This window comes from Vibrio sp. T9 (assembly GCF_003123985.1).
GTDB lineage: Bacteria > Pseudomonadota > Gammaproteobacteria > Enterobacterales > Vibrionaceae > Vibrio > Vibrio diabolicus.
In genome coordinates this window covers 318,474-344,745 of sequence record NZ_NIGY01000004.1, presented here as the reverse complement: position 1 = coordinate 344,745, position 26,272 = coordinate 318,474, and the positions used below count along the sequence as shown (strand labels likewise).

Sequence of the window (26,272 nt, the reverse complement as noted above, 5' to 3'; positions counted from 1 at the left end):
AATTGTGTCTAATCTAATCTTATCAGACGAAGGCTTCAACCATCGGAGAGACAAATGTGAGCTTTTTAGACAATCTCTTAAAGAATAGTGATTAACTGAGCAAAACTTGGTTGTCTTTTAATCTTGTTATGCCGAAAGTTTTATAGTCCCATGTATTTGAGCCTTGAAGCCGCCTAGGTATAAACAAGAAATGTTTGGCGTGTTAAAAGGGATTGGGTACACTTGCGCGACCAGAATAGTGAGAGATAGATCAATGGCAAATACAGCAGCCGCATTACATATTCTTGTGAAGCACAAAGAGCAAGCAGAAGACATTATCAAGCAACTGAAAAAAGGCGCAAAGTTTCAGACACTAGCGAAGAAGTATTCCACTTGCCCGTCAGGTAAGCGCGGTGGTGATCTTGGTGAGTTCCGCCGTGGTCAAATGGTACCTCAGTTCGACAAAGTGTGCTTTTCTGGCGAGGTTCTGACGCCACATCTAGTCAAAACCAAGTTCGGCTGGCATGTTGTAAAGGTGCTTTACAGAACGTAGTGATTTCTTACAGGTAAGCTTGAGCTTTTTAAATATTACCTGTTTCTGCATATTGTGAGTAATACATGACAGGCATAAGTTAAAGCCATGTATTACTCATAAATTTCCTCTATTTCCCCTACTGTTAATCAGTACAAAGAGCTGCCGCATCAAGTTTGATTTGGCATGAGTAAGGTTTTGGGGAGTCCCAATAGATCTTATCAAATTCTGAGTTGCAACCTGCATCTTCCATTAGTGCTGTATCCCCGTCACATATCAACATAACTGCATTATTACCTTGAAACTCTGAAAGAATTCGATAATTAGAAATGTTTCCATCGATAGCTAACTGTGAGAGTTTGGTGATTTGAGTTGGATTAGCTGACATCGCATTTTCGAATATTTCTTTCTCTGCTAGTCCTGCTGTGTCTCCAAACTTGAGCTCACCGTCAACAGCTTGGGCTACATCTTTTAAAATCGAGGCCATATCAAACATGACCTCTTCAGGATATTGAGAGCTGTTAGCGCAAGAAGTCAATGAGAGAAGAAGGGTGATAACGATGATTAGCTTCATAGATTTCTCCAAGCACTAAGCTGTCCGCTTTCATTTCGGCCAGTGTCTAAATTCCAATTTTCAAAAAAGCCAGTATCTTGGTTTTCATAAATGGTAGCTGCCAGCTTTTCCCAAAATATTTGGATTGTCTTAATCGCCTTATCAAAAATTTCATCGTAGTGCTTAATACCATCTGGCGTTTCTAAATCCTGAATATAAGTAGAGTCAACTTCGTTTGGAAGCGGGTAAGTTAACCCTAGCTTGGAAGCCACATGCCTCGCCCAAGGAAATAAGCGATGCGACTCCTCAGCATTATCCACAATGGATTGAAATCCTTCGTGCCAGACGTTTACGTCAGGTTCGCATTCTTTAGCATATTCAGGGTAAGTAGCTGAAAGGGCACTAGACCAAATAGTACGAATAACTGGATCTATTAGGTTGTTGTTACTCTGGTCCACACAACTGCCGATGTTGTCTCTTACTCTATCTGCAAGGCCAATACTTCCGAGTTGCATCCTGGATGGCCAAATATAAGCATCTTGGTGCATTTCGCAAATTCTGTGGTGCTGGGCGTTCTCTGCGTAAGGGCCCACTTTTAATTCAACAACAGGATGAAGAGTAATATCGGTTGCTACATGTGCTACAAAGCCACATAACCATGAGAAGGCTTTTTCAAAGTGTTCGTTATCTTCGGCTTTTACCTGTTGAATAAGAGCATCAATTAGCTTACCAACGTGGTTGTAATGCATTTTATCTGCCCACTTATTTTGCGCAGAATTCATTAGAGCAAGGTAAGGATAGTCGGGGCTTACACAACCGAGCTCTAAATACCGTTTATTTTGAGCTAAAGCCTTTTTTGCTTCTTGAGGTATGTTTAACTTCATCAATGCATTATTAGCAGAAGCTTCATTTACCGCTGTGATATGTGCGAAAGCACCAGGCATAGTAACCTCCATGTACAGTTTAAATGCATGGAGTTTACTATGCAGGCAATATGTTCGTTGCGACTCGAGTCTTAGAAAAATAAATGTTTATGTATTGGATATCGAGCGAGGCATTTGCAAATTATCGCCTTAGGACTTGCGTTATCTATTTTAATGAAAATCGATAATGGCACTTCAAAAAATTAATGAAATCGTGTTATTTGATATAGGAGTCCAACACTTTCAGTACAACTTCCATATCAGCTTCACGCTTTTCTAATTCTTCCTCCAATACGACGTGTTCGATCAGATGGCCTTTAATTACTTCTTTCATTAAGCCATTTACAGCCCCTCGAATTGCAGCGATTTGTTGCAACACATCTTGGCACTCATGTTCTTCTTCCAGCATTTTTTTAAGACCATTCACCTGACCCTGTATTTTGCTGACACGGGTATTGAGCTTCTTTTGATCTCTGGTTGTATGGGACATGACTTATCTTCTTTAAGTTACTGACTGCGAGATTCTAACTGATAATGTAGCACTTATCTTATACTGGGGGGTAGTATTGAATACTAGGGGGGAGTATAGTTTGGGGCAACTTTAGAAGAGCATATTGAGAATAACAATGGATTTTGTCGCATTATTACAACAAGGTAATGGATGGTTTTTTATACCCAGCGCCATTTTATTAGGAGCGTTACATGGATTAGAGCCAGGACATTCAAAAACGATGATGGCCGCGTTTATTGTGGCCGTAAAAGGAACAGTGAAGCAGGCGGTGATGTTGGGGTTGGCTGCAACGCTTTCCCATACGGCGATCGTATGGATAATTGCTGCGGGTGGGATGTATATAAGTCAAAGATTTACTGCAGAAGCTGCGGAGCCATGGATGCAGCTTATCTCTGGGGTAATTATCGTCTCGACGGGTTTATGGATGTTCTGGAGAACGTGGAGCGATGAGCGAGCTTGGCACAAAGCTCATAAGCAAGCTCGAGACTGGAGAACGCAAGTTGTCGATACTGGTCATGGGCATCTATCGCTTTCTATCGTAGAAGAAGGGTATCACTGCCGTTTTCAATTACGCACACTTAACGGTAAGCCTTTAACGGCTGAAGACGTTAAACTAGTGCTACCCAACGCAATCAGACAGCCTTCTGATATTTATCACTTTATTGATCGCGATGGCTATTTGGAATCCGCCTCCTGTATTGAAGCCTCTGATGATTTTTTCGTCACGTTGATGGTCGGGCACCATGATCACACCCACGATTTCGAGGTGCATTTTCATGCGGATTCCCATTCGGAAGGTGAGAATAAAGAGTACCAAGATGCTCATGAGCGTGCTCACGCTCTAGATATTCAAAAGCGCTTTGGCGATCGAGATGTTACCAATGGACAAATACTTCTGTTTGGTTTGACGGGTGGGTTAATACCATGCCCGGCGGCGGTCACTGTTTTACTCATTTGTTTGCAACTTAAGGCCATGACACTTGGTGCAACCTTGGTGGTGTCGTTCAGTATTGGTCTAGCGTTAACTTTAGTTGCGGTTGGTGTTGTCGCGGCAGTGGGCGTTCAAAAAGCAACATCGAAGTGGAGTGGTTTGAACGATGTGGCTCGTCGTGCACCTTATTTATCGGGGATCTTGATTAGTGCCGTTGGTGTATATATGGGCATGCACGGGTTTACGACGTTAATGAGCTAAGCTCTGTTGTAATTATTACGTCGCTTTTTGTTTATTAAAGGTAGCTCTTTCATGTTGTGGATGATTACTAAGTACGCGTTAACCGCAGGAATAGTGGTGCTGATATCTGAAGTTGCCAAGAGAAGTGATAAAGCGGGAGCGCTGATTGCCGCGCTCCCGACGGTCACTATTTTAGCTTTGATTTGGATGTATATTGAAGGGCAAGGTCAGGAAAAGCTCGCGAACCACGCGTTTTATACTTTTTGGTATGTACTGCCTACATTGCCGATGTTTCTAGTTTTTCCTTTCTTACTGAGCCGATATTCGTTTTGGTTCTCTTTGGGGATTTGCGCCATTATTTCAATCGTTTGTTTCTTCATTGTGACCATCGTTATCAAAGAGTTTGGAATAGAATTAACTTAATTGAGCAAAGGAGAATTGTAAGAATATAGGTCGAAGCGCTCGCTTATTTATATTTTCAAGGCTCTAACTAGAACTCTTTCTTTAACGCTCGATGCTAGTGTGGCCGCTTACTTGAAGTTAGCGATTGCTCCCTTGTCTTTCAGCCAAACCTCGTAGAAATGTGACGTTTTGAAGACTTTTCTTCCTTCATTCTAAAGTTATCGGTAATCAGGCAGATACAGTGGCTACAAAGTTACGTCTAGCTTTGCCAGACAGGCTAAAAATACAGTTTGTGTTGGTTATAAGAGGCGAAAGGCTTAACGCTCTGTCGTGAGCATCACATTGAATTGTACCGAGACAATTAAAATGAAAAGAATCATCTTATTAGCCGTTTGCGCCATGTTTGGTATTGCTGTCGTGGCAAGTATGGCATCAACGTACCTAATTTCGAGTCAGAAAATCGATGACATCATCTTAAACAAATCCCAAGTTCAAGCTGAGTTTTTAGCAGGAAATGCAAGTTATATTTTGGAGAACTCAGCCAATCCAATGCAAGACTTACAATCGCTCGTTGAGGGTTTGAAACAACGTTCAGACGTAAGCTATGCAGTCGTAATTGATCGCAATGTGACGGCGGTTGCTCACAGTGATAAGCAAAAGCTAAATAAAACCTACAATGATAACTACACCGTTGAAGGTGCAACCAAAGGTGTACAACAGTATTCAAAGTGGTATGCCGATGTCCAGAAAGTGTGGGTGTTTGATATCATGGCGCCGATCTACGTGAATGGTCAGTTGTACGGCACGTTTGATATTGGTATTCCTATTACAGAAGTAAGCCAAGCGACGAATGGAATTATTACTTCCCAACTGATTTCCATGGTGGTGATCTTCGTTCTGTGTGTTTTGGCTCTATCGCTTCTACTCAACAAGCTGATGCGACCGCTCTCTGCGCTTAAGGAGGCGTTGCAAGACATCTCGAAAGGTGACGGAGACTTAACGGTTCGTTTACCAGCAAAAGGTAATGACGAAGTCGCACAAATTTCTTCGGCGTTCAACGTGTTTGTTGGCAAGGTACATGAGATCATTACACAAGTTGTAAATACTGGTGTGGATCTGAATGGTTCCGCTGTCGCGCTGCGTGGACAATCTCAACAAGCGCTTGCAAGAGGCCAGGAGCAGAATGAGCAAACCATGCTGGTTGTCACGTCTATGAACGAAATGATCGCGACCGTCAACGAAATCGCGTCAAATGCTGCTGGTGCAGCGAGTGCTGCGAGCACGGCAAGTAATGAGACTCAAGATGGCTACAAGACGCTAGAACGCACCAAGACGGCGATGACGAATCTTGAAAACGAGATGAACAGTACTTCCAATATTATCGTAAGCCTTGCGGACAACACTCAGTCGATTGGTAGTATTCTCGAAGTCATTAGAGGGATCTCTGAGCAAACGAACCTATTGGCGTTAAATGCTGCTATTGAAGCAGCGCGCGCCGGTGATGCTGGACGAGGTTTCGCCGTAGTGGCAGACGAGGTCCGTAATCTTGCCACTAAAACGGCTCAGTCCACTGATGAAATTGACAATATGATCCATCAGTTGCAAACCGAAGCCCAAAGTGCGGTTAATTCAATGAGTAACAGTAGAACCCTTATTGAAGAAGGCACTGCAGAAACGGAGCTCGCTCGACAAGCACTAGAGGCAATTGCTGATCAAGTTACTACTATTTTGGATATCAATACTCAAGTGGCAACGGCAACAGAACAGCAATCGACGGTAGCAAATGAAATTAACATGAATATGGATACCGTCAGTCACTCCGTGAAAAACGCGCTAACGGCGAGTGAGCAATTGGAAGAATCAAGTCAACAACTTGCGGAATTATCGAGAACTCTCGATCGTCACGTAGGAGCGTTTAGAATTTAAACGCCAACGGAAATCCTTTTGCAAAAGCCAGTAAATCTCGATTGCTGGCTTTTTTATTTGAGAAAATCGAATGTCGATTTGCTCTACTATGCCAGTTTTTATAGTTATTGGGATAAATGATTAGTGCTTAACTAGGCGTTAAGCTTCGCGTGTTGTTTTAAGTGCTCAACAAACATAGAGATTTTCTTGGCTAAGTGCTTTCTAGAAGAGTAAAACGCATAAAGCACTAAATCTTCAGGTTCGTATTCTAGAGGGATGACTTCAAGCTTGCCGCTCTCGACCTCATCTTTGCATGATTCTATTGGAAGTATTGCGTATCCAAGCCCTGATAACGCGCCAGATTTAGCGAGATGACCACTGTTTACTTTGAACGAGGATTGTACTGTTTGCGTAATATGACCTCCGTCGGGATTTTTAAACACCCAGGGAGCGCCATTTACTGCAGTAAGTGTCGTGATACAGGGAACATGATTTAAATCCGTAATTTTGTAAGGGCTGGCGTACTTATTAAGCAGTTGAGGCGCAGCCAAAATAGCACTGGGCCAGCGTTTGATTTCCCTTGCCACCCAATTGCTGTCAGACAAAGTCCCTCTATGAAAACTTAAAATGACATCAAAGCTATCAATAATCTCATCTTTAGGGTTTAGCGTTGTATCGCAAGATAAAGAGATTGAAGGGTATTGCGTGCAAAAGGTGACAACCGCTTTGGCCAGTACAGGTGTGTCTGGCATAAGAATACGTAGCTCTCCCGTTACGGTGTGCGAGTGGCGAGTCACGGTTTCTAGCGCGTTGTTGAGTTGTTCTAATAATGGACGAGTGCTGCTATAGAGTTCTTCTCCAGCCTCGGTAGGCGTCATTCGCCTTGTCGTTCTATTGAACAACCTGATGTTTAACTTTTCTTCAAGCAGGGTAATATGTCGGCTGACATTCGATGTTGGTATATTCAAACACTCAGCGGCTCGCTTAAAGCTGTTGTTTTCATACACACAGTGAAAACTTTTTAACCAGATTTGGTCGACGTTATCAAACATTTTATTGTCCCACTTTATTGGATTATCAAGCCAGTATATCCCACTTTATCCTCATACTGAGTAGCATACAATTTTATTTAAAAGTCAGAGCGGGCAAACGATGCAGATGTCCTGCTACGAGGTGATAAATAATGAGGTACTAATGAGTTGGCTAGAAAGGTTATTTGAGAATAAAAATATAATAGGTTCGCGCAAAGCGTCTATTCCTGAGGGCGTTTGGACAAAATGCCCTGAATGTGAACAAATACTTTATCGCGCGGCATTAAAAGAGAATTTGGAAGTATGTCCTAGGTGCTCTCATCACATGAGAATGGCTGCACGTCAAAGGTTGAACACTTTTCTGGATCATGGAACACAGCAAGAGTTGGCAAGTGAGTTGGAACCGCAGGATATTTTGGGTTTTAAAGACTTAAAGCGATATAAAGAGCGAATTGCCATCGCGCAGAAAACGACTGGAGAAAAAGATGCCTTGGTTGTGATGCAGGGGAAGTTACTAGGCTTGCCTGTTGTAGCTTGTGCGTTTGAATTCTCTTTCATGGCTGGCTCGATGGGGGCGGTGGTTGGCGAGAAATTTGTCCGCGCCGTTGAAACTGCAATTAATACAAAATCTGGGCTAGTGTGTTTTTCTGCTTGCGGAGGGGCGCGCATGCAAGAGTCTTTGGTAGCACTAATGCAAATGTCAAAAACCAGCGCCGCGTTAAACCACTTATCTGAGCACAGATTACCCTATATCTCAGTATTGACGGACCAAACTTATGGTGGCGTCTCGGCGAGTTTAGCCATGTTGGGAGACATCAATATTGGTGAGCCTAAAGCAAGCATCGGCTTTGCGGGAAGGCGTGTTATTGAACAAACGGTACGTGAAAAGTTACCAGACGAGTTTCAGAGAAGTGAGTTTTTATTAGCACATGGTGCATTAGATATGATTGTAGACAGACGTGAAATGCGTGATCGCGTTGGCGGCTTATTGGCTAAGTTAACCAACGCGAGGGTGGTTTCAGAATAGGTGGTATTAAAGTTAGACTTAGTACTTGCGTTTATTGAGCCGTAATCATTACAAACCGTTCATTTTTCCCCCATCTTGGTTCCGCATTCATTAGGCTGAGATCCAACGCCGTTTGGTATGGGTCAACAGCAAAATGGTCGCTTACTAAACCCCAGAGCATCCAGTTGATTGCGGTTTCATTCTCGGTAAGCTCTTCGAGTGGCGCTTGGAGGAAAAAGTACTCATCTTCACCATCGTAACCGAGCCGATCATAGATAATGTTGCGTAGCTCTCGATCCAAATCATGTTGGAGGTTGATTGAGTCGTACAGTTGCTCTTCTGTTGGGCCATTCTCATGGTGATAAACATTGCGTTTTGACTCTTTGCGTAAAGTACCTGAGCCAGTTTCAATGCTTACTTTCTTTTGCGAGTGTTGCTCAAGAACTTGAATGATTTCATCCTCTAGTTGATCGAGTTTACTCAGCAAAACTTGATTGTTTATGTCACCAGCGGGGGAGGCCATCGTTTGGAAGGCTTTCACTCTCTCGTAGACTGCTTTCCCGTGAGGAAGCGCTGCAAAGCACTGTTCTCGGAGCGCGTCATTGGCTTGCCAAATGCCCGAGTAGAGCTCGTAATCATGTGGATATGGTGGAAGATCTTCAGTATCTTCCCCTAATAATTCTCGCCAGCGCTTTTGCCACTGTTCTTCTTTTGCGTGTTTTACACGCGCGTATTGCTTAACCCAGCGGTTACGAAGTTTTACCCCAAAAATGGCAAGTCCCCATGGAGCGAGCAAATAAAAATAATAGTGAGAAGAGTTATCCCAAAAGTAACCGTAAACGTAAACACCAAAAGCAAGCACCCAAGTTCCAATAGTACAAGCAATAACCCCGGACATTATTGATGATTGGCGCTTTGTTTCTCTTAATGTATTACCTTCAGCACATAACCAAAAAATGCCGCCAAAAACAAAGGCAAACGTTGTCATGAAGTAGGCAATCCCCGTTCCCAAAAATCCCCAAAGTGACATGTATTATCCCTAGCCAAATATCTGCTTTATTCACTCATCAATGACTCGAGGAGTAAATGTGTTTGATTTGGCGGAGAATTTACCATTAATGCCAACCTTTTGATATGCACTCGATGACTTATTGGGAATGAGTCACAAATAAAAATAGATGGTATCAAGCATCAAAATTTAATTTAGAACCTTTGATTGTCGTGAATTCTATCTGGAAGAGTTAAGGGGGGCGTTTAAGGGCAATTTTCCTCATAAAGTCGTTATTTAGAAAAAGGTAAATTAATGTTTTTATTGATAATTGTGAGAAATCTTGGGTTGGGATTGATCCCATAAATTTAGAGTAAAAAGCCTATTTTTGGGAGCGATTTCATAAATTTTATGATACTGATTTCACTGTTTGAGCTGTAAAGAATATAAACCCCCACTCAATGTATGTTAATAATCAATGAGTGTTGTTATGTCTCATATCCGTTTTTTCCCGCGCCATCGTTTGGCGCTTGCTTGTATGCTAGCGAGTGTGTCTAGCTTCTCTTTTGCACAAAACCAGTGCGCTGTTGCTGATTTACAACAATCGAGAGACTTGGCTGCTGCCGTTTCTGGTGCAGAGTATGATTGCTACCACGCTTGGTTTTCAGCTCCTTCCGCAACGCTGAACGATATTTACAGCGAAGCGAGCTTAAGCCGTATCCAAGTCGCGTTGGATCAAGAAATTGCCCGCTATCGTGGAGAAGCAGAGCAAGCTCGTGTTCTAGAAAATCTGGGCGAGTTTATTCGTGCTGCATACTACGTTCGTTACAATGCTGGCACAGGTACACCTGAGTTTTCAGAAGCGTTGAGTCAGCGTTTTGCTCAGTCGACGAACCTATTCCTTAACAACCCTCATGCTTTGGATCAAGGCCGTGAACAAGTTGGCGCAATGAAGAGCTTGACTTTGATGGTTGATAACGTGAAGCAGTTGCCGCTGACCATGGATAGCATGATGGCCGCGTTGATGCACTTTAACCGTGAAACCGCGCAGGACACGCAATGGGTCGATGGTTTAAACAACCTGTTCCGTTCTATGGCAGGTCATGTAGCAAACGATGAGTTCTACCGCTACATGGCAAACAATACTCACCATATTGATACATTAGCGAGATTCGCATCTGATAACGCTTGGGCATTGGATACGGATGCGAGCTTTATTGTTTTCAATGCATTACGTGAAACTGGTCGTTTGCTTGCGAGCCCAGATCAGGAGACCAAACGCAAAGCCTTGGCTGTGATGCAACAAGTGATGCAGCGTTACCCACTGGGTAGTGAGCATGACAAACTGTGGCTTGCTGCCGTAGAGATGATGAGCTACTACGCACCTGAAGGTTTAAACGGTCTGGACCTAGATCAAGCGAAGCAAGATCTAGCAGCGCGCGTGATGCCAAATCGTTTTGAGTGTCAGGGACCTGCCATCATTCGCTCTGAAGATCTGACCGATGCTCAAGCTGCGAAAGCGTGTGAAGTACTGGCTGCGAAAGAAGCCGACTTCCATCAAGTGGCGAATACGGGCAATCAACCTGTCGCTGATGACTTGAATGACCGTGTTGAGGTGGCGGTGTTTGCTAGTAACGACAGCTACGTTGATTATTCTTCGTTCCTGTTTGGTAATACAACGGACAACGGTGGTCAGTACCTTGAAGGGAATCCATCAAAAGCGGACAATACCGCCCGTTTCGTGGCTTATCGCTATGCGAATGGCGAAGATTTATCGATTTTGAATCTAGAGCATGAGTACACGCACTATTTGGACGCGCGATTTAACCAGTACGGCTCATTCAGTGATAACTTAGCCCACGGTCATATCGTGTGGTGGCTGGAAGGTTTTGCTGAATACATGCATTACAAACAAGGCTACCAAGCTGCGATCGAACTGATTGCAGGCGGTAAATTGAGCCTTTCAACTGTGTTTGATACCACATATTCTCACGATACTAATCGTATCTATCGTTGGGGTTACTTGGCCGTTCGATTCATGCTGGAAAATCATCCGCAAGACGTAGAAAGCTTGTTGGCGTTGTCGCGCACTGGTCAGTTTGAACAGTGGGCGCAACAGGTGACGACATTAGGTCAACAATATGACGCAGAGTTTGAACGCTGGTTGGATACGTTAGAAGTGGAGCCAGAGCAACCAGTTACTGACCCAGAAGAGCCAATAGAACCAACAGAACCTGAAGCACAAGTGACCGAATTGACGGCGAACCAAAGCCTTCAACTCAGTGGCGAAGCATACAGTGAAAAACTGTTCTACGTTGACGTACCAGCCAACACCGTTCGCTTTAATGTATCTATTGAAGGTGCGGGGGATGCGGATCTTTACATGAGCTACAACAAAGTTGCGCATTACTACGACTTTGAAATGAGCCAGTATGGCGATGGCAGCAATGAAGAGATTGTATTTGAGCCAGAGCAGGATGGTTACGTGAAAGCAGGTCGTTACTACATCAGTTTAACTGGCCGTGATAACTATGACTCAGTGAATCTTGTGGCTGCTTTAGACTTTGAAGCGCAAACACCGCCAACACAAGTGCAAGACGATTTGGCACCGGTGGTATTAGAGTCTGGTGAAGCAAAAATGCTGACCGTTCACAAGCAGCGTTATGCGGCAGTGTATGTACCTGAAGGTGTTGAAGAGGTTCGTGTATGGCTAACGGCTCACTCTCAAACAGGTAATGTCGACCTATACGCGAGTAGGGAGCATTGGCCTACAGTTGAGCAACACGAGTACGTGTCCAACTATGCAGGCAGCAACGAATACCTTGCGATTCCTGTTACTGAAGCGGGCTATGTGCACTTCTCTCTTCAAGCACCAGAACAAGGTGATGACGTTGAAATGTTAGTGCACTTCAACTAAAACATGTTCGATTAGCTGAAATCGAGATAAAAAACGTCGCTCATAGAGCGGCGTTTTTGTTTGTATCGGACGCTATTGTGATCAAACAGCGGCGAATGCCAGTTAATCGGCTGATTTATCGAGTTATCCTTTGCTCTTTTTCTAAACGGCTTTAGGTTTGTATTACAATTTACCGCGCACATAAACTTTTTTAGCGACGCGTTCTGTGACCTAGCTTCTGATTTGTGCTTTCCAAACGGATACAATATATATGCACCCCGTGCAATAAAGTGAAAAGGGAAAGACATGAAAACGCTTATTTATGAAACGTTGATTAGCCTTGCTAACCAAGAACCAGAACAACATGCAAGAATCCGACAAAATCTATATGAACAGTTGGATCTGCCGTTCGATAAGCAGCTGGCTTTGTATTCTTGTGCCCTTGGTCCTGCAAGTTCAGGCAAGTTGGAGAGTAGTCAAGGCATTAACAACGCGGTAGATTGCGCGGTTAAACTGCTTGAAACCCCTGAGCGCTAATTCACTCGTTGTTTAAATCACGGCCCGATCCCCAAGGGCCGTTTTTAATTTAATTGCCTTTAAATTGATTTCAACGTCGTGATTACTCTGCTCTTTCCGCTAGCACTTCTTTGAAGGCAAACATGCCGTTTAATGCCGCTGGAAACCCTGCGTAGACGGACATCTGTAAGATGACTTCTTTAATTTCAGCCTCGCTGCAGCCTACATTCAGTGCTGCATTGAGATGTACTTTCAGTTGTGGTGTACAATTCCCCATTGCCGTTAGCGCGGCGACGGTTGAGACTTCTCTCGATTTTAGGTCTAAGCCTGGGCGAGCATAAATATCGCCAAACGGATACTCAATGGTGTACTGAGCTAAATCTGGGCAAATATCTTGTAAGCTTTCGATGACGTTATGACCAGCGTCGCCATCAATGTGAGAGAGCAGTTCTAATCCTTTGTTAAAGCGTGATTGTTCCATCGATATGTTCCTAGTGAATAAATGCAAACATACCTTAATCCTTAGAGTTAACTCTAAGTCAACGAACTTTTCCGCTTTTATACAAGGCAATTTTTTCTTCTAGAGCCGTTAAGTGCTTTTGCTGCTGTTCAATGTGGAGCTTGAGGTTTTCTTGGTGTTGCTCTAGCAAGGCTTGGCGTTGTCGTACAGACTCTGAGCCGACTTCCCTTAATTTTGCATATTCCAGAATCTCTTCAAGCGGCATTGCAGTTTCTTTTAATCGCTTTACGAAGCTAATCCAGCTTAGATCTTTCGCACTATACACTCGATGCCCACTCGCGTTTCTATGGACATGTTTAAGTAAGCCAATTTTTTCATAGTATCGAAGTGTATGAGCAGACAAGCCGACGAGGCTAGAAAACTCTTTGATATTCATGATTACCCTCCAAGGTAATTCATACCAATAGGCATAAGCTAAGTTCCGCATTTTGAAGTCATTTCGGGATAGATACAAACGGTAATCTTCCATGTTTTAAGGTGGGATACGCAGAAGGGGGCTGTTTTGAATACGCGCCAAACGTGATCCACCTGCCAGTTTCACTTTATTAAAAATTAGTTACTCAATAGAGTGGTTTGGCTGTTTTTAGTCTTTGGCCTCCTTTAGGGCGTACCCGGATATTTTCTTTCATATATTTTGAATGCAATTTTTTCAATACAAAACAATGGGTTAGTGTGTTTTATGTGCGGTGTACTTGAATGTCATCTACTCGTTTACGTCCAGAATCGTTTCTACTTATGCAATGGAGGAGTCACTACGCCTTCATTTTCAGCCTTGAGTTAGGGCGAAAAGGGTGAGGGCGTCTGATTAATAGCTCTTATAATTTCGACTATTGAATTCACTCACAAAAAAATGCAAACAAGTAATCGTGAGTGAAAACGAGTAGGAGAACAACATGAGTGGCTCACAGGAAATACAATCATTCGGTGCGAATGTTATCTTACATGCGTTTGATTGGAAGTATGCTGACATTGCCCAACGAGCAAAAGAAATCCACGAGCTAGGTTACGGCTCCGTGTTGGTTTCGCCACCAATGAAAAGCGCCCACGATGATCGCTGGTGGCAGCGCTATCAACCTCAAGATTACCGTGTCATCGACAATGCGTTGGGTGATACCAAAGACTTTATCCGTATGGTTCGTGAACTGGAGCAAGTTGGCGTGTGGGTTTACGCTGACGTGGTGTTTAACCATATGGCAAATGAGGCCCACCTTCGCCGAGACCTCCAATACCCAAGGCAAGAGGTCCTGGAGGAATACCAACAAAACAAACAGAAATATCAGTCGCTAACGTTATTTGGCGACTTATCTCAACCGCTTTTTGATGAAGAGGACTTTGTTGAAGCGTTCGGTATTAAAGACTGGAAAGATAAATGGCAGGTACAAAATGGACGCATCACTGGTGGACCAACTGATCCTGGCTTGCCAACCCTCCGTGTTTGTGACCATGTCGTTGAGCAGCAACGCGCTTACCTAAAAGCACTGAAAGCCATTGGTGTGAAAGGTTTTCGTATTGATGCCGCGAAACACATGACGTTAGAGCATCTTAAACGTGTTTGGACAGATGACATCACGCGCGATGTGCATATATTTGGCGAAATTATTACCGATGGCGGTGCGACAGAAGAAGAGTATCAGTTGTTTCTTGAGCCGTATTTACAGGAAACTCGCTTAGGCGCTTACGATTTCCCGTTGTTCTCGACCATTTTTAAGGCGTTTGCTAAAAAAGGCAGTTTCAAGTCGTTGATTGACCCATACTGTTTCGGTCAGGCCCTTTCGCCTGGTCGCGCCATTACATTTGTTGTCACGCATGACATTCCTAACAATGACGTTTTCCTTGATCTGATCATGGATGAGGAAAACGAATGGTTAGCTTATGCCTACATTCTAGGCCGCGATGGTGGTGTGCCATTGGTTTATACCGACTTAAACACTAGCGGTATTACAGATAAAAATGGCAAACCAAGATGGCAAGGCGCATGGAACGATCCGCGAATGGCGAAAATGATCCAGTTCCACAATATGACGCATGGCGAGTCGATGAGTGTTCTTGAAGGTAACGATGATATGCTGGTACTTAAGCGAGGGAGCAAAGGCATTGTCGTGCTTAATAAATCGCAGCGTCAGCAGTCTTTGGCATTGAAAATGGATGGCGACTGGGTGGATTTGATGACGGATCAGGACGTTCCATCTGACGGTAAGTTAATTGTGCCACCTAAAGCCTCAATGTTGCTCGTCGAAAACTAAAAAATAAAACACCGAGCTTAGCGAGCTCGGTGTTTATGTTTATCGGCGGTCATTCAAGAACGGGTAAAGTCTAATGTAAAACCGAAGTCTTTCGCGTCTGCTATGAGGTTATGAGCACTCATTAACGCAACATTCAGCCTTTAAAAAACCGATCACATCATCTAAACATTGGTACTCTGCAACGCAAAAAAGGGTTCGCCCCTCACGACGTTGGGTGAGAAGCCCGGCTGAGGCTAGACTAGAAATATGATGAGAGAGAGTGGATGCAGGAATGCCAAGCTTTTCTTGTACGCCGCCTACCGCGATACCTTTGTATCCCGCTTTGACAACTTCTTTGTAAATACTTAAACGAGTAGGATGCCCTAACTCTTTTAGTGCTTTAGCGACGGCTTCAAGCTCCATACTGACCTCTAAAGAATGACTACAGTAAATTTGTTTCGATAATAGGGAAAGTCTCGGTAAATGCCAACTCTTGTGATCTAGGAACGATTTAAATCAGATGAGATTCATACCGGCTCATACCAGCACAACAATAATTGTCTACTCCAATGAGACAGATCAATCTTCATTATTATTTCACCCCACGTTCAAACTCCCTCGTCTACACTCATGGGTGAGTTGTCAGTTGGCAGACCAAGGAGGCGGCCATGATTGCGGTTCATAGAGATTATTGTTTGTCTAACAGTTCAGATTTACATGCTCACGTTAAAGTTAACCCTGTCGGTAAATTAGAAGTTGAGATTGTAGAACTTCAAGAGCGCCATACCACAGAGTTTGATGATTTGTCTTTTGAGAGCCGTGGGTGTGAAACTCGAATCTGTGGTAAAGAAGACACAACTCAGTGGCAGTTCAATCTTGCAGTTACTGATGCGTTAGAGCTTTCTCACTTAGTGGAAGAAGCAAACGAAGAGTATGAGATTTTAATGAATGATCTTATGTAATCTCGTGAGAAGATCATTTTATCCTGCACGGCATGTGACTCGGTACTGAAAAAGAAAAACCTCCCAAACGGGAGGTTTTTAATATTGAGCAAGTTACCGTCAGAGCGGCTCTTCTCTCGGCGGTGTTAGTTCTTGAACGTTATCTTCATTGAAGTCATCGGCGTAACCTTTCGGCGGTGGCGTCCAACCACGTTCTGAGCGCGAGAGTTTGTCATGGCGATCTTTTTGCATCTCTTCCGCCATTTTTTCCTCTAACTGAATAAACAGTTGTCGGAAATTGTTGTCATAACGTTCGCCTTCAGAATCATCTTCCCAAGCTTTGTAGAGTATCTCGGACTTGCGCGCTTCAACACGCTTGTATGTCGCTTTTTGCTGCTCAACAAAGAAGGGATGAATACCAAGTGCTTTCATCGTGTGACCGCCCATCTCCAATGCGGAATGGTAGGTTTCCGATTCAATAATATCAGCCCCAGCTTGACGCAAAAGATAGCCGTGACCACGGTCAAAGGCGCGTGCGATCACCGTTACTTTGGGATACGTGTGTTTGACGTACTTCACCAATTCCACACTCGATTCTTGGTTATCAATTGCGACGACCAACGCAGCCGCATGCTCGATGCCTGCAGTGTGCAGCATATCTGGTCGAGTCGCATCGCCAAAATAAGCACGAGTGCCAATCTGGCGCATGTTATCAACTTGGTTGGCTTGGTGATCGAGCACCACTGTTGTTACACCATTAGAAACAAGCAAGCGGTTAACAATCTGACCAAAACGGCCGATACCAGCGATGATTACTGTGCCTTTTTCTTCAATCGTATCGCTTTCCCTTTCGTTTGATTGAGTTTCAAAACGCGGCAGTATTAATTTGTCAAATAGAATGAACAAACCTGGCGTTAAGAACATTGAGATAGCAACAACCAGCGCAAGCGTTTGCGAGAGTTCAAACGGAATGACGTGGTTTTGCACAGAGAAGCTTAGCAACACAAAACCAAATTCACCCGCTTGAGCCAAGCTTAAGGTAAACAGCCAGCGGTTGCTGCCTTTCACTCTAAATATCAGCGCGAGAATAAATAGCACCAAGGCTTTCAATACCATCACGCCAATGGTCAGTGCCATGATCAACCAGAAGTCACCAAATAGAACTGAGAAATTGATCCCAGCTCCGACTGTGATGAAGAACAGACCCAGCAGCAACCCTTTAAATGGTTCGATATTGGACTCTAGCTCGTGACGGAATTCGCTGTTCGCCAATACAACGCCAGCCAAGAAGGTTCCTAAGGCAGGAGATAAGCCCACTAAACTCATCAGTGCTGCGATGCCGATCACCAGCATCAATGCGGTGGCGGTAAAAATCTCACGCAGCCCAGAGCTAGCAACATAGCTCAGCAGAGGTCGACTTAAAAAGTGACCACCAACGACAACAATCGCAATCGATGCTGTGATGACTATTCCGTACGCCCAGCCCGGTAAATCGGCCACGAGGTTTAAATCGTCATGATGCTGAGCAGCCGTTTGAACAGCATTTTGTGCTTGTTCGACTAACTCCGGCAGGGCCAGCAATGGAATAAAGGCCAACATCGGGATAACAGCGATATCTTGGAAAAGCAAAACAGAGAACGCGTTTTGTCCGCCTTCTGTCTTCGTTAACCCTTTTTCGCTAAAAGTTTGCAAAACAATCGCAGTAGAAGAAAGGGCGAAAATCAAGCCGATGGCTAAGGCAATGGTCCAAGGCTGCTCAAAGTACAGGGCAATACCCATAATCGCCGCGATGGTACCGCCAACTTGAAGACCGCCTAAGCCCATTAAACGATTTCGCATTGACCAAAGCATTTTAGGCTCTAGCTCTAACCCCACTAGGAATAGCATCATAACCACGCCAAATTCGGCAAAATGCTGAATTGTCGTTGTTTCTTCACCAACTAAACCGATAATTGGACCAATTACCACACCAGCGATGAGGTAACCTAAAACGGAACCGAGCCCTAAACGCTTGGCAAGTGGTACCGCAATTACAGCGGCAATCAAATACACGAAGGCTTGTAAGAATATCCCTGTCATGAAGCCTCCTTGATGAGCTTCGGAAGTGCGCTGTTGAGTTTGATTAATGACGCAGCTGCTTCAACATCCAGTCTATCTTCGACTAATGCTGTTAGCAGGCTTTTGTACCGTTCGACATGACGGGGAATTCGTCCTTCTTCTTCGGCAGTACGTGCGCCGAACAAAGCAAGAGGCGCAATGTAGTGCATACCCGTGAGCGCTGACATTTGCTCAATAGGAGCGAGCAGTTCCCGAATCGTAAAATGGTTGTAGCCTTCGGCTTTATAGGCTTCTTCCTTGCCGCCGGCCGAAAGTACGCACAGCATGGTTTTACCTTGTAGTTCGGTTCCTTCAGTGCCGTAAGCAAAGCCATACTCCAAAACCAGATCTTGCCACTCTTTTAAAATTGCTGGGGTTGAATACCAATATAGTGGGAATTGAAAAACCACTACATCATGCTCACGCAAGCGTTGTTGTTCACGGTCGATATTGATATCGAAACGAGGGTATTCACCATAGAGATCAACACATGTCACGCCTTCAATTTTTTGAGCTTCTTTGAAAAGTGGAGTATTCACTTCTGAACGATGCTGGGAAGGATGAGCAAAGAGAATTAATACTTTTTTATTCGCCATAAGGATCCTTGCTATCTAAATAACCATGCCCAGTAGGAGCGCAGGTTGGTTAGAAAATGTAACTCATAAATGGCCGTCAAGCTAGCTTGGAAAAGTGCTTAAGCTGTTTCAATATCAATAAAAAACCACCAAATAAGTTGGTGGTTTTGGCAAGCGTCAAATTTTAATTAATCATGAATAGGAACGACTAAAATATCGACTGGTGACTTGTTGATAAGATGTCTTGAGTAGGAAATGATTTTGCTCCAGAAATCTTGGTGATGGCCACAAATCAGCAAGTCCACTTCTTGCTCTTTGATGGTAATTTCGAGCTTATCGGCTAAATCACCAGTACCCACGAAGAAGTGTTTGAGTGGATAATCCATGTACTCACTGAATGTTCTCAAACATTCCATAGAGTGCTCATTCAGCGGCCTTTGGTCTGGGTTCTCTTTAATGTCTACGAGCTCACGATAAATTTCCCCGTGAGTTCCATCAATATGGATGAATGAAATATCGGAGTCGAGATAGTTAGCCATCGCTACGGCTCTGTCGATCAGAACAGTGCTCTCATCGGACAGTTCGAGTGCAACAAGGATATGTTTGTATTTCATTACCACGCCCTTATGTGGATTAGCTTTACTGTAAGCATAGTATGGCTTGGGCAAAATTTGTGTAGATAAGATCTCGAAATCGTTCAAAGTTTTGATAAATAATGTTGCTTGCTTTTTAGTCAGAAAACCCGCTAAACTTCGCAAATCATTTCTCTAGGAGATTACGCCAACATGAAGAACTAAACCTGTTATCCATATTTTTACTTATTTTTTGGATCTGCAGGGTTAGTAGGCGTAGCTCACTTTCCGATATTTCTTTGCAACAAGACGACTTTTTGATTTGACGTTTATCGTCGAGCTTTACATAGAGCTTAATGCGTTTGTGCACGCGTTTTGTTGCAATCTCAAATCATAGCTACGGCTGTTGTCCCTGTCATACAGGAGGCAAATTATGCCAGTTTTACAAGCTTTTAATGTTAGCCATCAGTTTGATAATGGCGAGACGCTATTTCAGTCTATTTCTTGTTCCATGACTAAACGACGTGTTGGTTTGATTGGGCGCAATGGCATCGGTAAGTCGCTTTTGGCTTCCATTTTGGCAGGCGAAACTCAGCCAGCCAGCGGTGTTGTGACTTCTCCCTCTTCTTTCATGATGTATCGCCAGCAGCCGTCTGATCTGCTTTCAGGTCAGCAATCGATCGCCCAGTTTCTGGGAACAGACTCGGTCTTGCATGCTTTGAAGCAGATTGAACAAGGTGATGTTTCTGAGCATTGGTTCGAACTGGTTGGCGAACAGTGGGATATTGAACCGAAACTCAAACAGCAGCTTGCTGCGATGGGCTTGCCGCAAGACCCTGATTTCTCATGTGCTCGGCTCAGTGGTGGTCAGTTGGCGCGTTTGCAGTTATGGCAATTGTTTGAAAACGAAGCGGAGCTTTTGATTCTCGATGAGCCATCCAATCACCTCGATACCGAGGCGAAACAATGGCTGATAGAGTCTATGACGCATTTCGGCGGCGCGATTTTACTCATCAGTCACGATCGTGAGCTGCTGCGATCAATGGAGGAAATTTGGGAACTATCGGGCCTAGGTTTACAGGTTTTTGGTGGAAATTACGATGTGTATGCCGAGCAAAAACGCACTGAGCTACAAGCGATCGAAAGGCAGTTAGCGCAGGTCGATAAACAGAAAAAACGGTTAGCTGAGCAAGCCCAGAAAAATCGCGAAAAAGCAGACCAACGCGCCGCGCAAGGGAACAAACTGCGCAAAGACGACAGTCAGCCCAAAATTTTGCTTGATGGCAAAAAGGATAGCGCGACCGCCAGCGCCTCAAATCGCAATAAGAATGAGCAACTCAGACAAGTGCATTTACAAGCCAAAGAGCGGGCGTTGCAATCGCGACATGAGCAGCTCAAAGCGCAAAAGCTTTATCTTGCAGATAATCCGAACCGTTCGCGAAAAGTGTTGTCGATACAAGAAGGTATATTGCCTTTTGGGGATTCTACTCCTATCACTTTGCAGATTTTTGCGAACGACAAAGTCCATCTCAAAGGGAAAAATGGCTGCGGAAAATCAACCTTGTTAAAGACGTTGCTTGGCGAGTTGTCGTTGCTGAGTGGTGAGCTGCAAGTGAATACTCCCTTGTATTATCTCGACCAACACTTTGGCGCAGTGAATCCAAATCTTTCGTTACTTGAGAACGTAATGGAGACTTGCCAAGAGATGACGGAAAGTGAAGCGAGAACCTTATTGGCGGGGATCGGTTTTCGTCGAGACACTGTGTTTCGGTTGGGATGCGTACTAAGCGGTGGCGAGAAGATGAAGCTCGCAATGCTGATCGTCAGCCACCAACACTCTCAGCCTTTGCTGCTGCTTGATGAACCAGATAATCATCTCGATCTCGATTCAAAAATAATGCTTAGTCAGGCGTTAAATGCATACAAAGGTGGATTTGTTCTGATTAGTCACGACCAAGATTTCGCTTCTGAGTCTGGGGTTTTGCGCCAAATCGAGCTGACTTAGACGAAAGAGAGTAAACGCCATCGTAGCTCTTCAGCGTTGTTCCTAAGCTCTACACCGCCACTTACCGATATGTAGAATTGGCAGGAAATAAGGGAGTTAGGATGGCTTTCACAACTCGTTTAATGAAATTAGATTCATTTTGTCGATATATAGTAGAGTTCTGATGTATTGCACAAAAAGACAACAGAAAAATAAAAAGGAATTTCATGAAAAAGAACACCCTAGCGTTCGCAACGGCTCTCGCACTCGGAAGTGTGTTGTCTGTGGCGCATGCAAATGAAGCGGCGCAATCGTCGGTTGAACAGGTAACCCCGAAAGCCATCACGTACCCAACCACACAAAAAGTGGATGTTGTCGATGACTACTTTGGTACAAAAGTGAGTGATCCTTATCGTTGGTTGGAAGACGATCTCAGCCCAGAAACCGCAGAATGGGTGAAGGCACAAAATACAGTGACGTTTGATTATCTGTCGAAAATCCCTTACCGCGAGCAGATTGAAGAGCGCATCACTAAGCTCATGGACTACGAAAAGCAAAGCCAACCGTTCAAAGAGGGTAAGTTCACTTATTTCTACAAAAATGACGGTTTACAAAACCAAGATGTGCTTTATCGGCAGCTAGGTGATGGTGAAGCAGAAATTTTCCTCGATCCAAATACTTTTAGTGAAGATGGCACCACATCGTTAGCGGGAGTGAGCTTTTCACGAGATGGATCTTTAGTTGCATACAGCATTTCGGAAGGCGGTAGCGATTGGCGAAAAGTCATAGTTCTAGAGACAGAAACCAAAAAGCCCGTCGGCGAAACGCTGATGGATATTAAGTTCAGCGGCATCAGTTGGCTCGGCAATCAAGGCTTCTATTACTCAAGTTATGACAAGCCAAAGGGGAGTGTACTTTCCGCGAAGACGGATCAACACAAGCTCTACTTTCATAAGCTTGGGACGAAACAAAGTGAAGACCAGCTGATTTTCGGCGGCTTTGAGGAAGAGAAATACCGTTATGTTGGCGGCTATACGTCGGAAGATGAACGCTACTTGTTTATCTCAGCCAGCATATCGACATCGGGTAACAAACTGTTCTTTAAAGATCTGAGTAAGCCAAACAGCCCGCTTAAAACCATTTTAGATAACACCAGTTCTGATACTTGGGTAATAGACAACCAAGGCACGAAACTGTACTTGGTTACGAACCTTAATGCGCCGAACAAATGCGTCGTGACGGTGGATGCGAGTCAGCCGCAGCCCAAAAACTGGAAAGATTTGATCCCTGAAACAAAGAACGTGTTACGTGTTTCTACCGCGGGTGGCAATTTGTTTGCGAGCTATATTGTTGATGCGATCTCGATGGTGAAGCAATACGACATGAACGGCAAACTCATCCGAGAAATCAAATTGCCTGATATTGGTAGTGCGTACGGTTTTTCAGGTAAAAAAGAAGAAACCGAAGTCTACTATTCTTTCACCAACTACAAGATGCCAAGCACTACGTATCGTCTGAACATCAAAGATGGTGATAGCGAGGTGTACTACAAATCTAAAGCGCCATTTGACCCTGCTTTGTATGAATCTCGCCAGGTGTTTTACTCCTCAAAAGACGGAACAAAAGTGCCGATGATCATCACCTATAAAAAAGGGACACCGATGGACGGCAGTGCACCAACCATCCTATATGGTTATGGTGGTTTCAACATTAGCCTCACACCATCTTTTAGCCCGACACGTGCAGCTTGGCTTGAGCTTGGTGGTGTTTACGCGGTAGCGAACATTCGTGGCGGTGGGGAGTATGGTAAAGAGTGGCACAACGCTGGCATTCAAATGCAAAAGCAAAATGTGTTTGATGACTTTATTGCGGCGGCTGAATTTCTAATTGATGAAAAGGTAACGTCATCAAACAAGTTAGCCATTAACGGTGGATCGAATGGTGGCTTGTTAGTGGGGGCTGTTATGACGCAACGTCCAGAGTTGTTTAAAGTGGCGCTGCCAGCAGTCGGCGTACTGGACATGCTGCGTTATCATACTTTTACCGCAGGTGCTGGTTGGGCGTATGACTACGGTACGGCAGAGCAAAGTAAAGAGATGTTCCAATATCTGAAAGGTTATTCGCCAGTGCACAATGTAAAAGCGGGGGTGGAATACCCAGCGACATTGATTACAACGGGTGATCATGATGATCGTGTTGTTCCTGCTCACTCTTACAAATTTGCTGCTGAGTTGCAGTCAAAACAGGCGGGTTCAAATCCGACCTTGATTCGCATCGAAACCAATGCAGGACATGGTGCTGGCACACCAACGCGTAAAATAATTGAGACAAATGCAGATATTTATAGCTTTGCACTGTTCAATATGGGGATAGAGAAACTGCAATAGTGCGAATCGTTTGCGTTTTTAGTTAACGAAATGCATTGGTGCTTTTGCACTCGAAAATAAAAGGGAATCACAGAGTGTGATTTCCTTTCAATTTATTGTGGAGTAACTATTCTAAATTGACCGCAAGGCTAATTAAATTAAGGTATTTGCAATTTATTACAACTATCTTCTTTACCTGAAGAGTAATATACGATAAAAATAAAACTTGATCGCGATCACCTAACACCATTGCACTCCTTATTTATATGGTAAATTTAATTAATCATTTGTTCTAATGATAATTGAATTTTCATAAGTTTTAATATTCCCTTCTTCGTAAAGCTTACCAAATTTCAAGTTATATAAGATATAAGTAGCAGTGATTGAACTTTTACGACGCTTTATTTTATTTTAATTAAAACGTCTAATGTTTCGTCATTATTAAATTTGCTTTGATAATTTATATTATCCAAAGCGAGTTGTGTTGCTTGCTATTTATGATGACCTCATGACGTGAATAATTTTATAATCATTAAAATGGATACAGTTTTATGAATTTAGTGAAACCGTCTGTTGTTATCATGGCAGCAGCCCTTCAACTCGCGTCTTCTGCTTATGCTCAGACAAATAATGACGAAGAACTACAAGATATGTCTGACCCACTTGCGGTTTACACCCAAGCGGGCTTTGGTATTACTGACAAAGGCGCGAACATCAAAATCGGTCAAACTTACCAATCTAGCCAGCCTGGCACCATGGCGATGAACATCATCGAAATGAAAGGCATTGGTGGTGAGCTATTTGGCATTCGCGACAATGACGATCCAATGTATGCCAATGTTGATGACAGCATTGACTCTTTCCGGCTACGTAATTTCCAAGTAGAAGTCGCAAAAGGTCTAGGCCGTCAATTGGATGTAAACTACGATGTTGATAACGATAAATTAGATGCATCTTATAGCTTTATTCAAGGCCTACCTAAGTTTGGTATGTTGCAGTTATTTCCTTTAGCTGGTGCGGGTGTCACTATTGCTAATGGTTTTAGTGGTGATGACAAAGGTTATGAAATTCCAGGTACTTTCACCGTTGTCGGTATGTACTCAAAAATTGAATTAACCGATAAAATCTGGATTAACTACAACCCAATGTATATGCATACATTATCAGGGTCTAGTCAATATAAAGATACTTATTACGCGGGTGAAGATAATATCTTAACTCATGAGTTTGCGTTGTCTTATCAAATTAATCCTCGCGCTAATATTCGTTACTTTGCAAACTGGAATGAGCACGTTAATTTCGGTGATGGTGATCACCGTATCGAATTTAACTACCAATTCTAACTCCCTCGTTTATTTCCAGAATAGAAAGTGTGTTTATCCATATTTTTTAATATTTAGGCTAGGACACTTTCTACATAAAGTAGGTTTATCATGAAAGCCAAATATAAATATGCGTTGGTATCTATTGCTATATCTTCTGCATTACTATCAGGATGCAAAACTGGCGATATCGCAACGAAAACTGCCCAAGCACCCTCTGTTGAAACCGTTACCCTAACCGAAACAAAAATCACTCCTTATCATACTTTTATCGGTCGAACTGAAGCAGTAAATGACGTTGATATTATGCCTCGAGTCGGTGGCGAATTAACCGCGATTCATTTTAAAGATGGCGATATGGTCGAAAAAGGCCAATTGCTGTTTGAAATCGACGACCGTCCTTACAAAGCGGCACTGGCGTATGCAAAAGCGTCGTTGCAAAAAGCAAAAGCACAACTCGTTCAAACTACGCGTGATGCAGAACGTGTGAAGAAACTCATCAAAGATAAAAGCATCAGTGAGCAGCAATACGATGACGCCATTGCCGCGCACGCCGCAGCGATTGCTTCGGTAGAAGAGGCGAAAGCGACGCTGGTTTCAGCAAGGCTCGATCTTGAGTTTAGCTCTGTGCGTGCTCCTTTCTCTGGCCGCGTGGGTTTCAGCAACTTCCGAGTGGGTGACCGTATTTCGAAAATTCAACTCGTTCCTCTTGTTTCGATCACTCAAATCGACCCAATTCGCTTTGGCTTTGATGTGGATGAGAAGCTCTACCGCCGCGTAAGAAGCGCGATTGATGTGGCTCATCGTAACGATGACAAACTGGATGTTGATTTAACACTGACGCTTTCAGACGGTTCATTGTATCCACTTGATGGCAAGATCTACGCCGTTGGCAACAAGATCGATTTGGAAACAGGCTCAATTCGAGCAGAAGCACAATTTGATAACCCAACTTACGCGCTTATGCCGGGTGAATATGGCAACTTGACCATCAAGCTGCGCAACAAAACCATTGATGGTTTGCTTATCCCATCGGCGGCTGTTCAGCAAGATCAAGCGGGTGACTACGTCATGGTGGTTGGTGATGATCACGTGGTGTCACGTCGTAACGTTGAACTTGGTCAGACCTACGGTGTGAAACGTGCTGTGCTGACTGGCTTGGCGGCTAACGAAAAAGTCATCGTCAATGGTCTACAAAAAGTGCGTCCGGGTGCAACGGTGAAAGACGTTGAACTACAGAGTGAACAAGGCTGAGTGAGT

General features: G+C 43.8%; 24 protein-coding genes. 13 read left to right on the top strand and 11 right to left on the bottom strand.

What is annotated here, in order from left to right:
- Window positions 1-190: 190 nt before the first annotated feature.
- Window positions 191-532: a peptidylprolyl isomerase PpiC gene (ppiC, locus tag CBX98_RS10390; RefSeq protein WP_074189873.1), complete on the top strand. Its 342-nt coding sequence runs from the start codon at window positions 191-193 to the stop codon at window positions 530-532.
- 124 nt (window positions 533-656) lie between these two features.
- Here the strand turns inward: ppiC and CBX98_RS10385 are convergent, their stop codons facing one another.
- The 3 genes from CBX98_RS10385 to rcnR form a co-directional block, all read right to left on the bottom strand.
- Window positions 657-1,085, bottom strand: coding sequence for a hypothetical protein (locus tag CBX98_RS10385; protein WP_109169149.1), 429 nt, complete (start codon window positions 1,083-1,085; stop codon window positions 657-659).
- A complete protein-coding gene (locus CBX98_RS10380) occupies window positions 1,082-2,008 on the bottom strand; it encodes a zinc dependent phospholipase C family protein (RefSeq protein ID WP_109169148.1) in 927 nt (308 codons plus the stop codon). The genes CBX98_RS10385 and CBX98_RS10380 overlap by 4 nt, the downstream gene beginning before the upstream one ends.
- A 196-nt stretch (window positions 2,009-2,204) precedes the next feature.
- Window positions 2,205-2,477, bottom strand: a complete 273-nt coding sequence (rcnR, locus tag CBX98_RS10375) for a Ni(II)/Co(II)-binding transcriptional repressor RcnR (RefSeq protein ID WP_046873754.1) — start codon at window positions 2,475-2,477, stop codon at window positions 2,205-2,207.
- Between the two features lie 136 nt (window positions 2,478-2,613).
- Between rcnR and CBX98_RS10370 the strand changes: the two genes are divergently transcribed.
- The 3 genes from CBX98_RS10370 to CBX98_RS10360 all read left to right on the top strand — a co-directional run bounded on the left by CBX98_RS10370 (window position 2,614) and on the right by CBX98_RS10360 (window position 5,997).
- Window positions 2,614-3,690 carry a nickel/cobalt efflux protein RcnA gene (locus CBX98_RS10370; RefSeq protein WP_109169147.1) on the top strand — a complete coding sequence of 359 codons (1,077 nt, stop codon included), beginning with the start codon at window positions 2,614-2,616 and terminating at the stop codon, window positions 3,688-3,690.
- Window positions 3,691-3,741: 51 nt separating this feature from the next.
- Window positions 3,742-4,092: a DUF3147 family protein gene (locus tag CBX98_RS10365; protein WP_005392525.1), complete on the top strand. Its 351-nt coding sequence runs from the start codon at window positions 3,742-3,744 to the stop codon at window positions 4,090-4,092.
- 345 nt (window positions 4,093-4,437) lie between these two features.
- Complete coding sequence (locus CBX98_RS10360) at window positions 4,438-5,997, top strand: methyl-accepting chemotaxis protein (protein ID WP_047008423.1); 1,560 nt, start codon at window positions 4,438-4,440, stop codon at window positions 5,995-5,997.
- A gap of 131 nt (window positions 5,998-6,128) precedes the next feature.
- On the opposite strand, the gene CBX98_RS10355 is transcribed toward CBX98_RS10360, so the two are convergent.
- Window positions 6,129-7,028 carry a LysR family transcriptional regulator gene (locus tag CBX98_RS10355; RefSeq protein ID WP_109169146.1) on the bottom strand — a complete coding sequence of 300 codons (900 nt, stop codon included), beginning with the start codon at window positions 7,026-7,028 and terminating at the stop codon, window positions 6,129-6,131.
- A gap of 142 nt (window positions 7,029-7,170) precedes the next feature.
- Here CBX98_RS10355 and accD point away from each other — a divergent pair, with 142 nt between their 5' ends.
- Window positions 7,171-8,034, top strand: a complete 864-nt coding sequence (gene accD, locus CBX98_RS10350; RefSeq protein WP_047008421.1) for an acetyl-CoA carboxylase, carboxyltransferase subunit beta — start codon at window positions 7,171-7,173, stop codon at window positions 8,032-8,034.
- Window positions 8,035-8,065: 31 nt separating this feature from the next.
- Here accD and CBX98_RS10345 read toward each other — a convergent pair whose 3' ends face one another.
- Window positions 8,066-9,043 (bottom strand): hypothetical protein, encoded by a 978-nt coding sequence (locus tag CBX98_RS10345; protein ID WP_109169145.1) that lies wholly within the window; start codon window positions 9,041-9,043, stop codon window positions 8,066-8,068.
- A gap of 448 nt (window positions 9,044-9,491) precedes the next feature.
- Between CBX98_RS10345 and CBX98_RS10340 the strand changes: the two genes are divergently transcribed.
- Complete coding sequence (locus CBX98_RS10340) at window positions 9,492-11,918, top strand: M9 family metallopeptidase (protein WP_109169144.1); 2,427 nt, start codon at window positions 9,492-9,494, stop codon at window positions 11,916-11,918.
- Window positions 11,919-12,203: 285 nt separating this feature from the next.
- On the top strand, window positions 12,204-12,434 hold the full coding sequence (locus CBX98_RS10335; protein ID WP_005375384.1) for a PAS factor family protein: 231 nt from the start codon (window positions 12,204-12,206) through the stop codon (window positions 12,432-12,434).
- Window positions 12,435-12,516: 82 nt separating this feature from the next.
- Here the strand turns inward: CBX98_RS10335 and CBX98_RS10330 are convergent, their stop codons facing one another.
- A complete protein-coding gene (locus tag CBX98_RS10330; protein ID WP_006742181.1) occupies window positions 12,517-12,894 on the bottom strand; it encodes a carboxymuconolactone decarboxylase family protein in 378 nt (125 codons plus the stop codon).
- A gap of 58 nt (window positions 12,895-12,952) precedes the next feature.
- On the bottom strand, window positions 12,953-13,309 hold the full coding sequence (locus CBX98_RS10325) for a MerR family transcriptional regulator (protein ID WP_005392533.1): 357 nt from the start codon (window positions 13,307-13,309) through the stop codon (window positions 12,953-12,955).
- A gap of 517 nt (window positions 13,310-13,826) precedes the next feature.
- Here CBX98_RS10325 and CBX98_RS10320 point away from each other — a divergent pair.
- Window positions 13,827-15,176: an alpha-amylase family protein gene (locus tag CBX98_RS10320; RefSeq protein WP_012842443.1), complete on the top strand. Its 1,350-nt coding sequence runs from the start codon at window positions 13,827-13,829 to the stop codon at window positions 15,174-15,176.
- Between the two features lie 108 nt (window positions 15,177-15,284).
- Here the strand turns inward: CBX98_RS10320 and CBX98_RS10315 are convergent, their stop codons facing one another.
- Complete coding sequence (locus CBX98_RS10315) at window positions 15,285-15,578, bottom strand: metalloregulator ArsR/SmtB family transcription factor (protein ID WP_005375388.1); 294 nt, start codon at window positions 15,576-15,578, stop codon at window positions 15,285-15,287.
- A 245-nt stretch (window positions 15,579-15,823) separates the two neighbouring features.
- On the opposite strand from CBX98_RS10315, the gene CBX98_RS10310 reads away from it, so the two are divergent.
- The gene (locus CBX98_RS10310) at window positions 15,824-16,117 is read left to right on the top strand and encodes a hypothetical protein (RefSeq protein ID WP_012842444.1); all 294 of its coding nucleotides are present in this window, start codon (window positions 15,824-15,826) and stop codon (window positions 16,115-16,117) included.
- Between the two features lie 99 nt (window positions 16,118-16,216).
- Here the strand turns inward: CBX98_RS10310 and CBX98_RS10305 are convergent, their stop codons facing one another.
- The 3 genes from CBX98_RS10305 to CBX98_RS10295 form a co-directional block, all read right to left on the bottom strand.
- A complete protein-coding gene (locus CBX98_RS10305; protein WP_065645746.1) occupies window positions 16,217-18,175 on the bottom strand; it encodes a monovalent cation:proton antiporter-2 (CPA2) family protein in 1,959 nt (652 codons plus the stop codon).
- The gene (locus CBX98_RS10300) at window positions 18,172-18,789 is read right to left on the bottom strand and encodes an NAD(P)H-dependent oxidoreductase (protein ID WP_005392538.1); all 618 of its coding nucleotides are present in this window, start codon (window positions 18,787-18,789) and stop codon (window positions 18,172-18,174) included. The genes CBX98_RS10305 and CBX98_RS10300 overlap by 4 nt, the downstream gene beginning before the upstream one ends.
- A gap of 167 nt (window positions 18,790-18,956) precedes the next feature.
- Window positions 18,957-19,382, bottom strand: a complete 426-nt coding sequence (locus CBX98_RS10295; RefSeq protein WP_005392539.1) for a universal stress protein — start codon at window positions 19,380-19,382, stop codon at window positions 18,957-18,959.
- Between the two features lie 391 nt (window positions 19,383-19,773).
- Here CBX98_RS10295 and CBX98_RS10290 point away from each other — a divergent pair, with 391 nt between their 5' ends.
- The 4 genes from CBX98_RS10290 to vmeP all read left to right on the top strand — a co-directional run bounded on the left by CBX98_RS10290 (window position 19,774) and on the right by vmeP (window position 26,266).
- Window positions 19,774-21,345 (top strand): ATP-binding cassette domain-containing protein, encoded by a 1,572-nt coding sequence (locus CBX98_RS10290; RefSeq protein ID WP_109169143.1) that lies wholly within the window; start codon window positions 19,774-19,776, stop codon window positions 21,343-21,345.
- A 206-nt stretch (window positions 21,346-21,551) separates the two neighbouring features.
- On the top strand, window positions 21,552-23,711 hold the full coding sequence (locus CBX98_RS10285) for a prolyl oligopeptidase family serine peptidase (protein ID WP_109169142.1): 2,160 nt from the start codon (window positions 21,552-21,554) through the stop codon (window positions 23,709-23,711).
- Between the two features lie 530 nt (window positions 23,712-24,241).
- The gene (locus CBX98_RS10280; protein WP_021450687.1) at window positions 24,242-25,033 is read left to right on the top strand and encodes a hypothetical protein; all 792 of its coding nucleotides are present in this window, start codon (window positions 24,242-24,244) and stop codon (window positions 25,031-25,033) included.
- A gap of 90 nt (window positions 25,034-25,123) precedes the next feature.
- Window positions 25,124-26,266: an efflux RND transporter periplasmic adaptor subunit VmeP gene (gene vmeP / locus CBX98_RS10275; RefSeq protein ID WP_109169141.1), complete on the top strand. Its 1,143-nt coding sequence runs from the start codon at window positions 25,124-25,126 to the stop codon at window positions 26,264-26,266.
- Window positions 26,267-26,272 lie beyond the last annotated feature (6 nt).

What these genes read in the sequence shown, in the direction of transcription:
- CBX98_RS10340 (WP_109169144.1), top strand. Translation starts at nt 9,492, where the DNA reads ATGTCTCATATCCGTTTTTTCCCGCGCCATCGTTTGGCGCTTGCTTGT.
- vmeP (WP_109169141.1), top strand. Translation starts at nt 25,124, where the DNA reads ATGAAAGCCAAATATAAATATGCGTTGGTATCTATTGCTATATCTTCT.
- CBX98_RS10310 (WP_012842444.1), top strand. Translation starts at nt 15,824, where the DNA reads ATGATTGCGGTTCATAGAGATTATTGTTTGTCTAACAGTTCAGATTTA.
- CBX98_RS10385 (WP_109169149.1), bottom strand. Translation starts at nt 1,085, where the DNA reads ATGAAGCTAATCATCGTTATCACCCTTCTTCTCTCATTGACTTCTTGC.
- CBX98_RS10330 (WP_006742181.1), bottom strand. Translation starts at nt 12,894, where the DNA reads ATGGAACAATCACGCTTTAACAAAGGATTAGAACTGCTCTCTCACATT.
- CBX98_RS10325 (WP_005392533.1), bottom strand. Translation starts at nt 13,309, where the DNA reads ATGAATATCAAAGAGTTTTCTAGCCTCGTCGGCTTGTCTGCTCATACA.
- ppiC (WP_074189873.1), top strand. Translation starts at nt 191, where the DNA reads ATGTTTGGCGTGTTAAAAGGGATTGGGTACACTTGCGCGACCAGAATA.
- CBX98_RS10315 (WP_005375388.1), bottom strand. Translation starts at nt 15,578, where the DNA reads ATGGAGCTTGAAGCCGTCGCTAAAGCACTAAAAGAGTTAGGGCATCCT.
- CBX98_RS10290 (WP_109169143.1), top strand. Translation starts at nt 19,774, where the DNA reads ATGCCAGTTTTACAAGCTTTTAATGTTAGCCATCAGTTTGATAATGGC.
- CBX98_RS10335 (WP_005375384.1), top strand. Translation starts at nt 12,204, where the DNA reads ATGAAAACGCTTATTTATGAAACGTTGATTAGCCTTGCTAACCAAGAA.
- CBX98_RS10280 (WP_021450687.1), top strand. Translation starts at nt 24,242, where the DNA reads ATGAATTTAGTGAAACCGTCTGTTGTTATCATGGCAGCAGCCCTTCAA.
- CBX98_RS10295 (WP_005392539.1), bottom strand. Translation starts at nt 19,382, where the DNA reads ATGAAATACAAACATATCCTTGTTGCACTCGAACTGTCCGATGAGAGC.
- CBX98_RS10300 (WP_005392538.1), bottom strand. Translation starts at nt 18,789, where the DNA reads ATGGCGAATAAAAAAGTATTAATTCTCTTTGCTCATCCTTCCCAGCAT.
- CBX98_RS10285 (WP_109169142.1), top strand. Translation starts at nt 21,552, where the DNA reads ATGAAAAAGAACACCCTAGCGTTCGCAACGGCTCTCGCACTCGGAAGT.
- CBX98_RS10360 (WP_047008423.1), top strand. Translation starts at nt 4,438, where the DNA reads ATGAAAAGAATCATCTTATTAGCCGTTTGCGCCATGTTTGGTATTGCT.
- CBX98_RS10370 (WP_109169147.1), top strand. Translation starts at nt 2,614, where the DNA reads ATGGATTTTGTCGCATTATTACAACAAGGTAATGGATGGTTTTTTATA.
- CBX98_RS10380 (WP_109169148.1), bottom strand. Translation starts at nt 2,008, where the DNA reads ATGCCTGGTGCTTTCGCACATATCACAGCGGTAAATGAAGCTTCTGCT.
- accD (WP_047008421.1), top strand. Translation starts at nt 7,171, where the DNA reads ATGAGTTGGCTAGAAAGGTTATTTGAGAATAAAAATATAATAGGTTCG.
- CBX98_RS10365 (WP_005392525.1), top strand. Translation starts at nt 3,742, where the DNA reads ATGTTGTGGATGATTACTAAGTACGCGTTAACCGCAGGAATAGTGGTG.
- CBX98_RS10345 (WP_109169145.1), bottom strand. Translation starts at nt 9,043, where the DNA reads ATGTCACTTTGGGGATTTTTGGGAACGGGGATTGCCTACTTCATGACA.
- CBX98_RS10320 (WP_012842443.1), top strand. Translation starts at nt 13,827, where the DNA reads ATGAGTGGCTCACAGGAAATACAATCATTCGGTGCGAATGTTATCTTA.
- CBX98_RS10355 (WP_109169146.1), bottom strand. Translation starts at nt 7,028, where the DNA reads ATGTTTGATAACGTCGACCAAATCTGGTTAAAAAGTTTTCACTGTGTG.
- rcnR (WP_046873754.1), bottom strand. Translation starts at nt 2,477, where the DNA reads ATGTCCCATACAACCAGAGATCAAAAGAAGCTCAATACCCGTGTCAGC.
- CBX98_RS10305 (WP_065645746.1), bottom strand. Translation starts at nt 18,175, where the DNA reads ATGACAGGGATATTCTTACAAGCCTTCGTGTATTTGATTGCCGCTGTA.